This is a genomic window from Halioxenophilus sp. WMMB6, from assembly GCF_033283405.1.
Classification (GTDB): Bacteria; Pseudomonadota; Gammaproteobacteria; order Pseudomonadales; family Cellvibrionaceae; genus Halioxenophilus.
Window position 1 is genome coordinate 600,268 of record NZ_JAWMQR010000001.1, and the last position, 12,377, is coordinate 612,644.

Genomic DNA, 12,377 nt, shown 5'->3' on the forward strand with positions numbered 1-12,377 from the left:
GTTACTCCACCATACCCAGCTCTTTCACCGTCAGACGATCGTAATAGTCCCGAAATTCCGCAAATTTTCCGTCGACCACACGGGTTGCGTTCATTACTGGTAATTTCATATGTTTGTTGCCAACGATATGGTCATCCACACGCTCACTTAAAATCCATTCACCCTGGCTAACCATATTGACTACAGAGACATCAATTCGAGTAAGGTGATCAAACACTTTAATCAACCATTGGCGTACACCTTCTTTACCCTCCAAGGCCATTTTTTCCGGTACGTTAAGATATTTGCAATCTTCACTAAACATCTCGGCCATGGCACCCCACTCGCGAGTGGCCCAGTAGCCAAGAAACCGTCGCATAAGTTGTTCATTGCTGCTCATATTTTTACACTCGTTATTATTATTAAAATGTGAGATTAAATTCTGTCCCAGGTGAGCATCAGTTTATCGACGCCAAAAATGCCACCCGTGTGATACTGATACTCTTCACCTGCAATCATTCGAATGTTTTTAAATTTGCTCAGGAAAGCTTCAATTACGACCCGCATCTCTCGGCGCGCCAAATGCATGCCTAAGCACATGTGGGGACCTGTGGCAAAAGCCAGATAACGCGCTCCACGATCAATGTTTACGGTGTCTGGATCGTCATAGGCAAGTGGATCCCGCGATGCGGCAGGGGTGCATAGTTTAATAACATCGCCAGCTTTAAATTGAATACCATGGAACTCAAAATCCTGGCGCGCGCGACGGGTAGGGGAGGCCACACCGTAACAGCGCAGGAACTCCTCTACTGCTTTGGGTATATCCTCGGGGTTAGCACGCAGGCGATCTTGCAACGGTAAGTCATTTGCCAAATGTCGGAAGATCCACCCCAACATACTGTAAACGGTATCAAGACCGCCTATGTAAAAGAGGTAGCACATCCCAAGAATCTCTTCATCTGTCAGGGGACGTTCACCGTTGAGTTTGGCTCCAACCATAGCCGACATTAAATCGGATGTGGGGTTCTGCTTCTGCTCGGCTACAAAAGCCTTAATAAATTGCAAAATGGCCATCATCGAACCCACTCTTTTTTGCGGATCCGATTCACGTAGCATGGAACGCTCCCACACCAGGAACTGAGCAAGCTGCTCTTTGGGCATGCCAATCACGTCCAGAAAGATCTGCGCGGGAAATACCTCACCAAATTCACTGATGAATTCACAGGAGCCACGATCTTCAAATTTGGCAATAAGATCAAAACAGGCAGCTTTTACCGCCTCGTCCATCTTAACCACAGACGCGGGCGAGAAGATTGGATTAAGGATATTGCGATAGGCGGTATGTTCGGGCGGGTCGAACTCAATGGGATTCAATTTCCAGGGAATGCCCAATACTTCCAAGGCACGATAATCACTGGAAAAGTCCTGCCAATGGGTAAAAGCTTCGCGCACGTAGTCATTGCGGGTAATGAACCAACCGGGTTCACCAAAGCCGATATTTGGCGTCCAATAGATACCTGGTCCCTGGTGTAGGCGGGCAATGGCTTTAAAAGGGTCATTCCCCGCCATTGCGTAGGCTTCATAACTTTGGTTAATGACTAGCTCTTTGGGTACGTTTGCAGGGATCTCTATCTGGTCGGCAATTACACTGGTCATCGGTTATCCCTCAGCTTATAGAAAAAGGGTGGCTCCCTTGGGGTGGAGCTCATTATTTTGCAGTGCAAAGTAAACTACACCGTACCGTTTACATTGTCAACGAAACTCGCTAGGCTTAGCGACAAGCTCAAGCGGGGCAAAAATAGCGTTTAAGGCGTTGAAGGCACTGGAGATAAGAGCGATAAAACATCGAAAACAGGCGTTAAAGCCTGCTCGGACTTCCCTGCAGAGGGTTGTATCAACAAGGGCAATCCGCTTGCCCAACCACCAACAAAATTGAGTGAGAGTCGTTATCCTGTGTCCGAGCCAGCAGAAAGAATCAGTGGTCGCGATCAGCGCCGTATGCAGAAAGAAGAGCAGATTGTCACGGCGGCAGCTGAGCTGTTTTTTAAGGAGGGCTATGGTGGAACGAGCATGGATCGCATTGTTGAGGCTGCCAGCGTCTCCAAACGCACGCTCTACAACTACTACAAAAGCAAAGATGAGATTTTTATCGATGTTATTCAGCGCCAGCTAGGGGCTATCTATCAAAACTTCGAACCCGGCGAACTCGACAATCTGAATCTCGCTCAACAACTGCAGAAGATTGGTGAACATATTCTGCAGCTGGCCAACGCCGAACAAACCTTGGCCCTGTTTCGCAATTTGGTAGCTGAATCCCAGCGTTTTCCGAAGCTTGCTCACCACTTTTTAGAACAGAGCCTGGAGCGTGTTATTGCCGGAATAGCCGAGCTTTGCGAGCGTCAGGCAGAAACTGCCAATCTTGTCATAGCAGACCCCCACGCGGCTGCCGAGCACTTTCTGGATATGGTCACCGGCTCGGCCTACAACCGGGTGATCTTTGGCACAACCCTGCCCATGAATAATCAAAAAATTAAAGCGCGCACACAACAGGCCGTGGATTACTTTTTTAGAGCCTTCCGACGTTAACGCGCGACCGCTGCGCCATTTTCCCCGGCAAGTTAGGTCATTCAGTGGATAGACGTTGGTTCCAGCCAGCCTGGAGCGTGTTTTTCCAGTCATCCTGCATTTCCACTAGCTACGCCATAACTCACACTTTCCAAGCCATATCCCAATACTATCCAGGTAATGCAAGGCAGTGTGGACCCGGCCAGAAGCGGCCTGATGTGCATACCGATTATGCAACAGGGGTCAATCTAAGACGTCCCAACCACACTTTTGCAACACATGTGTTGTAAAAGTGTGGTTTTAGGGGTATTTTTACCCGGCAAGTTCAAATAGTGACCCAAGCGGAGGAGAACATAATGAATAGACCCGCTGATCCATTTCAACCGGTTTCCAAGGAGGCTTTGGCCTTTGTTGGTACCAATCCTATCCCGGCCAAACCCTACTACGATCCAGACTACTTCCAGTTGGAGGTAGAGGCGGTTTTCAAAAAAACATGGATGCAGATTGGCCACATCTGTGAACTGCCACAGCCAGGCTCATTCATCGTACGGGAACTGGACTTTGCAGGGGTTTCAATTCTCATTACCCGTGGCAAAGATGACGAGATTCGGGCTTTTCATAATGTCTGTACCCACCGGGGAACCCGATTGGAGCAGGCCACGGAAGGGCGCAAATCGATGTTCAGCTGCCCTTATCATATGTGGACATTTGCCAGTGATGGCGAGTTGAAGTCAGCACCGGATTTCGAACGATTCTATGTAACCGATAAGAGCCAGTGCAACCTGCCTAAAATTGCCGTAGGGGTTTGCGCAGGGCTTATCTTTGTAAACCTCGATAAAAGCCCTGAGCAGAGCCTGGCCGATTTTATCGGCCCGTTGGCAGAGCGTTTGGAGCAGTTACCAGTCGCCAGAGCGACCTCGTTTTCTGAGTACACCTACGAAGTTGATGCCAACTGGAAACTCACCTACGACAATTTCCAGGAGAACTATCACCTGCGCTTTATTCACCCGCGCTCCGGGGAGGCGGCTGGCGGTGAGGAGAACCCCTTTGGTTACCCCACACAATACGGCTTTCATGATCCACATCGCACTCAAACCATCTGGTCTAACCCGGCACCAAAGGTAAAACCCTTCCAGATGTTTGGCTTTACCAAGGGTGCCATCATGTCAATGAAAGATGGCCTGGATATGACCATCAAAGACTACTTTGGCATCTTCCCTAGCCTGTTTATTCTGGGCAATGCCAGTACGCCTTTTTCACAGAGCATTATGCCCATTGCCCATAACCGCTCCCGCAGTGTTATTCGCCTGTACTGGGTTGGTGAAGACGATAGCGCCACCCGGCGTTTTGCCCAGGAGTTTGCCCTGGCAACTGCGCTGGATATCCACTCTGAAGATCGCGCCGTGATTGAGGCTGGGCACAAGGGTTTGGCCAGCGGGGCCCTGCAACATATCCATTTCCAGTCTCAGGAGGTGCTCTGTCGTCACCTCTTCAAAGAGGTGGATAAACGGGTTCAGGCGTACAAGGCTTCACATGCAGGAGAAAAGCAATGAGTTCAGCCAATTTACTGCCCGAAGGGTTTGAATCGCTATCGCCATTTGTGGAGCAGTGGGCGATCGATCGCTCTTGTGATCGTCTGCAAGCCCGGCTGAATAGCTCCTATGAAGAGCGCGAAGTCTTTTTCGAGGCCGGTAAGGGGCTGGCAGAGCCGGCCTTGGCACTGCTCGGCCAAAAGCCCTCCAAGGAGTACAGCGAGCAGGAAGCGCGGTTAATGAATCTGGTATTAACGCTCGCCCATATTGCCCAGGCCGTGGAAATTCAGCGCGATGACGAAGATTTTCATGCAGGCTACGCCAAATACATCACCATTAGCCACTCTGCAGCTGATCGCTGATCTGCGGCGGGCCATCCTCCCTCGGTATTTGGGCGTTGTCGATCTACGCCCAAATACTGATACAATCGCCCCATTTTTTAACCGGCAGTCGAGCTAGACGATGATTTCAGCAAACGATGACGATTCAAAGCAGCGCAATAAGGGCTACCAAAAATCCCATCAGAAAATGGTCGAAACCGCGATTAAGCTTATCGCCGAGAAAGGGGCTGAAGCGCTCAGCCTGGCGGATCTAGCCCGGGCAATGGATGTCAACCGCACCACCATTTACTATCACTTTAAAAATCGCGATGAGCTTATCAGCGAAGTTAAGCAGTGGTCGTCTGTGCAGCTGGCAAAAGGTATCGATATTCAGATCCCGCGCCAGGACCGTGTCGATTATATTACGCGTTATGTTCTGGAAAACCCTGAGTTGATTAAACTCTGGCTGGAAGATCTTATCTCGGGCAAAAAAATTGAAGAGTGCTATCCGGTTTGGCACAAACTGGTGGCCAGCACGGCCGATCTTTTTGCCAAGGAAGGTGAAGAGATAGATGCAGAAATTTTCTGTTTGGAGCTATTGATTAGCGCTTTCGTCACACCGTTGGTGTTTATCCGCAGCGTTAACCCAGATGAAAGTAAAGAGAGTTTAATTGCGCGGATTAGCAAATTGCACTTACGCAACCTCTCCAAAGAGCGAGTACTGACCTCGCCACTGGTCTTCGGCAGTAGTCAAAAAACCGCTAGCGAGGATTAATCTCAAGCTTAGAGAGTTCTCGCCGGTTAAATCTACAATAAAAAAATGAGGTAAACGCGCATAAAAAAGGAGACCATCTGGTCTCCTTTTTTGTTTGCAGTATGAGTTACTGCTGACCCTCTGCGTACCAGGTACGGAAGCGATCGTAATTGGGAGTATCCAGGTTTTGGTTACCACCGTGGTTGATCACAGGGTCGATGGGTACGTGGATTACCGTTGGCTTGCCACTTTCGAAGGCAGCGGTAATGGCTGCACCCAGATCTTCGCCTTTCTCAACGTAAACGCCTTCACAGCCGTGGCCTTTGGCGATTTCATCGAAGCGGACATTCTTGCTCCAGTGTACGCCAGGCTCGTTGGTGTTACCGTGGCCGAAGGTACGCTTATAAACACCCACTTCCAGACCCCAGGCGTTATCCACCGCCACCACAATAACCATAGGCAGGTTAAAGCGCTGGACAACTTCCAACTCACCGATGTGGTACAGGAAAGCGGAGTCACTGGTGGTGAACAACACTGGGCGTTTACCGCCGTCCGCGATAGAGGCACCCACCGCGTAGGGCAGACCAGTACCCAGGCAGCCGAAGTTCTGATTCCAGATTACATCGCGTGGTTTGCTCTGCAGGTAGGTCCAGGTGAAGATCACGGTACAGCCACCATCACGCACATGAATAGCGTTCTCTGGCATGGCTTTGGTGGCTTCAATTACCCACTGCCCCGTGTGCACACGGCCGCTGGGTGTGGTGAAATCCTGTTCGGTTAATTTCTGCAGGCGCTCTTTGTCCTCTTTGACCCAGCGGGCCAGGTCTGGATGTTCGGCACGCGGAGAATCTTTCAAGGCGGCAGAAAGCTGCGGCACAACGGTGCGTAGGTCGCCAACCAGGGGGACATCGATGGGGCGGTTTTGGCCAATGGCTTCGGCGTCCAGTTCGATATTGATCCACTTGCGATCGACATTGCCCTCTTTCCACAGATAACCAACACCGTAGTGAACCGGCTCGCCAATTTCAGTACCAATCGCCACCACCACGTCAGATTTGGCGACGATCTCGTCGGCAACAGTGGCAAACAGGTAAGGGAAGGTGCGATCTTCAATACCTTCAATAAAGGCGGTACCACCCGAGGTTTGCAGAACCGGGCAACCCATCAGCTCAGCCAGTTCACGCACTTTGGCGCCAGCACGGGTGCACTGAACTGCGTGGCCAACCAATAAAACCGGGCACTCGGCATTTTTGATCAGTTCAGCGGCCTGGGCAACCATGTTGCCGTCGGCACCCGGCTCCACCAAGCGGTATTTTGCAGGTGGCAGGGCAGGGGGCACATCCAGATCTTGTTGAATAACGTGTGATGGGTACTCGATGTAGACGGGGCCAGGAGTACCAGACTGACAAACGCGCAAAGCGTGGCGGATGATCTCATCGGTTTGATCCGCGTATTCGATACTCGCGCTCCACTTAACGGAGTTTTCGAACAGTGATTCCTGCTGAATAAACTGGATGCGGCCGCGGCGAACACGACGTTCAGTAATACGAGCGCGTTGACCACCGATGTAGATCACCGGAGAGTTTTCAACCAAAGAGTTCATCATGGAACCGGAAGAGAGCGCAATACCTGGGCCGAGTGTGGCGATACAGAGCGCCGGTGTACCATTCATACGGGCATAGGCTTCAGCCATCATGCCGGCGGCCAACTCGTGGTGCGGGGTTACAACGGTCCAGCCGCGCTTTTCAGCTGCAACGAACAGGTGCACAAAGTTGGGATCAGGGATACCAAAGACGGCTTTTACACCCTCGGCTTCAAAGAGTTCGAGGATGCGTTCATAAACTTTCACGGTCATCTATTATTCTCCCGTTATTTTAAATAGCTGTTGTTAGCGCGCTGGCACTTCCTGGCGTCGCTCTGCGTGAGCCGGCTGCACCGGAAAGAAGCCCATAAAACTTGGCAATCGGCGGTAGCGTGAAGCCCGCCTCTTGCTAACCCTGACTTAAGTTTTTGTACAGACAAATTTACCGTGCTTTTTACAGCACCCAAGCCGTTTAACGTGCTTGAAGAGCCAAAGTCTGTGACTTATAGACGCACAAGAATACCTTTTGCGCCTCTTGGAATCAATAAAAAATGCCTTCATTAGTACGGACAAATGACAGGCTTATAACATGATGGCGGCGGCGAAAGCCGATGGCTGGGGTTCTCAACGTTGCCAACCCAAGGTAAGGGAGGAGTGAGCAACGCCAGCGGGGAGGGAGGCTAATCCCTCATGGTGGTAAGCGAGGTAATAATACCGGCAATGATCTGGCTGATGGCCGCCTGTTGCTTACTGGAGGTCTCCTGGGCGTGACTCAAGGGTTTTAGTGCGGACATGAGCGCCTGTTGCTGCCGGACGTCGATATCGGCCAACAGCGCTGCCTCTTTTAAATTGAGGGCAAACTCCTGGTACCCATCACTAAGTTCGCAAGCGCACTGCCCAATCAGCTCTTGCACACCATTCAGCTGTTGGCTCACCTCGCGGCAGAGCTGATCGATCTGGTGATTGCGCACTGCGCGCAGCTGCTGCCGGGTTTCGATTAACTCCAGTTGCGCTTCACAAGCGCGCAACAGTATCGCCAGGTGATCACGAATGCGGCCACACAACTCGCTATCGTCCAGCGGCATGTTTTTTACCAGAATCGTCACACCCTTGCCGTTATAGATCGACTTGTTGTTCAAGCTGATGATGCGGCCACCTTTTCTGGCCAGGCTGAGCAGTTCCGCCTCCAATGGTGGAATAATTTCACGGGAAGAGAAGTTTTCTTCCCGATCTGCAGAGCGCAGCTGTACTGAAACCGCTAAGTTTAGATGATCAGTAGCCGAGAAAATCGCCTTTGCCAACTCAGCAAAATCGTTAGCGCCGTAACTGTTCTCAAAAAATCGGATCACTTCGCCCAGCTCTCCGGCGTAGTGGATAGCGGAGAACATCGCCTGGCGGGTACCGTTCAGAGTGGATTCAATTTCGGTATAGCGCTGCTTTTGCTGAAGCAGCAGCTGCACTTTGGAGGCGAGCTCTGGCAATAGGATGGGTTTACCAATGTAATCGTTGGCTCCCGCCTCATAGCCTTTGAGCTTGTCTTCCAGTGTGGTTAACGCTGACACAAAAATAATCGGTAACTGCTCCGCAGCGGCAAGTTTGCGCACTTCACGGCAAACCTTTAAGCCATCCATGCCAGGCATGTGGACGTCCAATAGTATTAAATCTGGTGCAACAGACTGGAAAAGGGTGAGAGCCTCCTCACCGCTGGTCGCGAAGCTCAGCTCATAATACTGGCCAAGCGCACTTTGTATAAGCTTCTGATTAGTGGATTCGTCATCAACCGACAAAATTCGATACATACTGCCACTCTCGAAAATTGAGTTCCTTGGTATATGGGGTTAGGAGTACCGTTAACATGACCCTAGCCAAGGGCAAAGCTTAGTGCAAGCTTTGCGCGAGGTGGGCCTGTGCTTCCGTTACCTAAACGGTACTGGTGGTCTCTAAATGATGGCGCACTATATTGTTAAAATGGCCGATATCAAAAGGTTTTGTAATATAGCCATCAAACCCTGCTGCTTTGATTTTAGTGATATTGTTCAACATTGCTGCCGCTGTTACGGCAATGATAGGCACTGACTGCAGTTTTCTATCCGCACGAAATAGTTCCAGCAACTGAAAGCCATCCAGTTCTGGCATGGTTAGATCGACAAGAATCAGATCCACCTGGTTGGCTTGCGCGGTGCGCAGGCCTAATGGCCCACCGTGCGCTTCCAGGTAGCGAATATTTTCCGCGCTTTTAAAAATACTCTTTACCAACTGTAAGTTGGCCAAATTGTCGTCTATGTATAGAACCGTTTTCTGGATGGTTGTGGGCAGAGTCTCACCAGGGCTCTTGTCACTGTGCGCTAACACCGGAAGATATTGGTCAAACTCCAGGGTTTCTATCTCTACCCAAAAACGGCTGCCAACACCCACTTTACTACTAACACCCAGCTCCCCCCCCATCATGTGCACGAATTTTTTCGTTAAGGTTAGCCCTATACCGGTGCCTTCGATATCCGCTTTATCTTTCTCTAACCGGTTAAATGGTTCGAATATATCGGCCAGCTTTTCGGGGCTTATGCCATAGCCAGTATCTTCAACATCAATTCTCAGGCGGCTGGGTCCTATTTGCTTAGTAGACACCAGCACCGACCCACCTTTGCGATTATATTTAATCGCATTATTGATCAAATTAATCAGCACCTGCTTTAACTTAACCGGATCAGCTTTTACAGGCTGATCAGAGAGTTCGCCCACTAACAGCTCGACCGAGTTAGTCAATGCGACCCCTCGCAGCAGTGTGCAGATATCAGTGATAAGCGGGCCGACCTGCACGGGCTCAAGCGCTAGATCAGAGCGGCCTGCTTCCACCTTGGCTAGGTCAAGCACTTCGTTGATTAGTGCCAGCAGATGCCGACCAGCTTTTAATATTTCCAGAAGATTGTCTTTGCTCTCATTGGAGAGGCTATCATCCAGCTCCAACAATTGTCCGAAGCCAAGAATGGCATTTAAGGGGGTGCGCAGCTCATGGCTCATATTGGAAAGAAATTCTGATTTGGCCTGATTTGCCTGAAATGCTTCATTGCGCGCGCGAATTAATTCCGCTTCTTTCTGTTTAATTTCATCAATATTGGTATTTACACCAATCAACTTGCTGGCATTACCGGTCTGGTCATATTCAATAATACTGCCTTGCGTTAGAAACCAATTGTAGCTGCCATCTGCGTGTTGCAGCCTAACCTCCATATGGAAGTGGTCGGCACGGCCATGAGCAAAATCGAATATCGCCTTGCGAGCCTGGGTATAATCTGCCGGATGAATCAACGCACGCCAGGTATCGGGCATATCGTCCGATTCGGGAAAATCACCGTAGTAGCCGAGCAGTGACAGGGCGGTAGGAGAGAGCCGGACGCGATTATTGTTGACGTCAAATTCCCAAAGCCCGTAACCAGCGCCCTCTACCGCAAAGGAGAAACGCTGCTCCATATCGCGCAAACGGTCCTCCAGCAACATTAAATTGGTAATGTCCTGATGAGTACCCTGTATAGAATCGATACCGCCACTGTTATTGAGAGTGACAACACCGGAGCCTCTTACAAAACGGAGTTCCCGGTTATCTGCTCGGTATATACGGTGCACAATACTGTAGCTTCCACCCTCCAGGACCTGTCGATAGATATCATTCACCACTGCCCGATCATCTGGGTAGGTCAATTCGTGCAGGCGGTCCACGGTAGAGGAAGAGCCGTCCGGCTCCATACCAAACAGCTCAGCAAAGTTGGCGGAAGCCTCAAAGGTTTTATTTTTAAAGTCGGCGTACCAGCTAACCAACTTGGTTAGCGTTTGTGCTTGTGATAACTGCGCTTCCCTATGCTCCAGACTCAATTGGGCTAATTTTCGAGTATCAACGTCCTGCACAACCCCAATCATACGTAACGGAGTACCATCCTGAGCTCGCTGCACCGCACCGCGCTCCAATACCCAACGGACACTGCCGTCAGGCCAAACCACCCGGTGTTCGATATCGTAGGGAGCATCTTTCTCAACGGCATCTGCCACTGCCTGTTCAACGGACTTACGGTCTTCCGGGTGGACTGCATTAATAAAGTTTTGGTAGCTGGTGACCAGGTCACCCTCTTTATAGCCAAATAGTGGTGCAATTTTTTCCGACCAAAAAAGTTCATCGGTGCGTATATCCCACTCCCAGGTACCTATGTTGGCGTAAGCCTGGCCACGGCGTAAGCGCTCTTTGGAGCGGGCTAATTCTGCGGTAGTGAGGCTGCGCTTGGTCGCACTGATAATCATGTCGCGCAAGAGCAGAACGAAGAACTCACGCACTTGCCACCACGGTTCTATATCGTGGTCGTAACTGACCACCAATACTCCAGAGATCTGATCGCCAATATGAATGGGTAGAACCACGGCCTGACGGCTAGGGAATTCGCCAAGAGTGTTATCTATGGAACGTGGCAGTGTGGTAATGCGGTAGCGAAATTTGTCGGCATCCTGTAACAGGTTGAGGCAATTCTGCCGCATCTGCGCACAATCTTGTTTCCTGTTGCTCGGCGCACAGGAGAGTAATTCGTAAGCGATAGTTGAGTTCTTAGTCTGTTGCAAAAACAGTGTAATTTGGCTGCTGCCCAAAGTCTTTTGGGAAATATTTAACGCGTTGTCTATCAGCGGTTCGATATTGGGATTGCTGGAGGAGAGTAGAACCTGGCCAATTTCCGATAGCGCACCACGTAATTGGCCGCGTAGTTTGTGCTCCTGCTCTGCCAGTTTAACTGCGGTGACATCGGTGCGGATGGAAATGTATTGTTTGGGTTTTCCGTAAGCGTCACAAATGGGGGTTATTGAAGACTCTACCCAGTAAAGGCTGCCATCCTTACGCCGATTGCAGACTTCTCCTTTCCACAGCTGCCCGGCACTGATGGTTTGCCACATCTCGGTGTAAAAACGATTAGAGTGATGAGTGGATTTTACAATACGATGGTTTTGACCGATCAGCTCACATTGGCTGTAGCCGCTGATTTCACAAAAAAGGTCGTTGGCATAAACAATATTGCCCTTGGCATCAGCAATGCTAACGATAGCATGCTGATTGAGCGCTTGGGCCAATCGCTCCCAATTACAAACCACATTGCCCGAGAGGTCCTGAATTCCCTCGAGATTGTTACTGTTTACCACCATAGTCTTGCCTAATATTTACAACTGCTGGCTCTAGTTAACTACTTTTTCCAATTGGAATAACCACTCATTTTTCTTGCATCCGAATCCCGTTCCTGACTACAGCTTTGGTTGCTTAAACTCTGGCAGTAGTAGCAAAACAGCTGCCGAACTCTCGCCGAAGCAGGGTGGGCGGAAAGCAAGTTAAAACGAATGTCAGCAATATCTAATATTAGCTATTTAAGTAATTGCGGGTCTTACGGTACTGATCAATGTTTTACTTACTAATGGCGCATAAATAAACAGTGTAGACCAAAGTATCATTGATATAGATCAATATCATTTGAATTAATACTTGTTCTCGCTGCGGCTTGATACAGGTCATTGAAAAAAACTATTTTGTATGAACGTTCTGTTACGGCGCTCGGCCGCAGAGCAGAATGCTCGATCAAATTCGATGCGAGAATAAATTCCATTTCAGGTTAGATAAATGGTGT

9 protein-coding genes are annotated in these 12,377 nt (G+C 49.9%); 4 read left to right on the top strand and 5 right to left on the bottom strand.

All coding sequences use genetic code 11. The features are described 5' to 3' along the window. Position 1 precedes the first annotated feature (1 nt). Both SBL51_RS02575 and SBL51_RS02580 read right to left on the bottom strand, forming a co-directional pair. Positions 2 to 358: a nuclear transport factor 2 family protein gene (locus SBL51_RS02575; protein WP_317928937.1), complete on the bottom strand. Its 357-nt coding sequence runs from the start codon at positions 356 to 358 to the stop codon at positions 2 to 4. 56 nt (positions 359 to 414) lie between these two features. After that, positions 415 to 1,635, bottom strand: coding sequence for a cytochrome P450 (locus SBL51_RS02580; RefSeq protein ID WP_317928938.1), 1,221 nt, complete (start codon positions 1,633 to 1,635; stop codon positions 415 to 417). A gap of 297 nt (positions 1,636 to 1,932) precedes the next feature. Between SBL51_RS02580 and SBL51_RS02585 the strand changes: the two genes are divergently transcribed. From SBL51_RS02585 to SBL51_RS02600, 4 genes are all read left to right on the top strand, one after another. Continuing rightward, a complete protein-coding gene (locus SBL51_RS02585) occupies positions 1,933 to 2,565 on the top strand; it encodes a TetR/AcrR family transcriptional regulator (RefSeq protein ID WP_317928939.1) in 633 nt (210 codons plus the stop codon). Between the two features lie 335 nt (positions 2,566 to 2,900). Beyond that, positions 2,901 to 4,097 (top strand): aromatic ring-hydroxylating dioxygenase subunit alpha, encoded by a 1,197-nt coding sequence (locus SBL51_RS02590; RefSeq protein WP_317928940.1) that lies wholly within the window; start codon positions 2,901 to 2,903, stop codon positions 4,095 to 4,097. Further along, positions 4,094 to 4,438 (top strand): hypothetical protein, encoded by a 345-nt coding sequence (locus SBL51_RS02595; RefSeq protein WP_317928941.1) that lies wholly within the window; start codon positions 4,094 to 4,096, stop codon positions 4,436 to 4,438. The genes SBL51_RS02590 and SBL51_RS02595 overlap by 4 nt, the downstream gene beginning before the upstream one ends. 100 nt (positions 4,439 to 4,538) lie before the next feature. Next, positions 4,539 to 5,171, top strand: a complete 633-nt coding sequence (locus tag SBL51_RS02600) for a TetR/AcrR family transcriptional regulator (RefSeq protein ID WP_317928943.1) — start codon at positions 4,539 to 4,541, stop codon at positions 5,169 to 5,171. A gap of 106 nt (positions 5,172 to 5,277) precedes the next feature. Here SBL51_RS02600 and SBL51_RS02605 read toward each other — a convergent pair whose 3' ends face one another. From SBL51_RS02605 to SBL51_RS02615, 3 genes are all read right to left on the bottom strand, one after another. Beyond that, the gene (locus tag SBL51_RS02605; RefSeq protein ID WP_317928945.1) at positions 5,278 to 7,005 is read right to left on the bottom strand and encodes a thiamine pyrophosphate-binding protein; all 1,728 of its coding nucleotides are present in this window, start codon (positions 7,003 to 7,005) and stop codon (positions 5,278 to 5,280) included. A 407-nt stretch (positions 7,006 to 7,412) separates the two neighbouring features. Next, a complete protein-coding gene (locus tag SBL51_RS02610; protein WP_317928947.1) occupies positions 7,413 to 8,531 on the bottom strand; it encodes a PleD family two-component system response regulator in 1,119 nt (372 codons plus the stop codon). A 121-nt stretch (positions 8,532 to 8,652) separates the two neighbouring features. Next, positions 8,653 to 11,904 carry a PAS domain-containing protein gene (locus tag SBL51_RS02615; protein ID WP_317928948.1) on the bottom strand — a complete coding sequence of 1,084 codons (3,252 nt, stop codon included), beginning with the start codon at positions 11,902 to 11,904 and terminating at the stop codon, positions 8,653 to 8,655. Between the last annotated feature and the right edge of the window lie 473 nt (positions 11,905 to 12,377).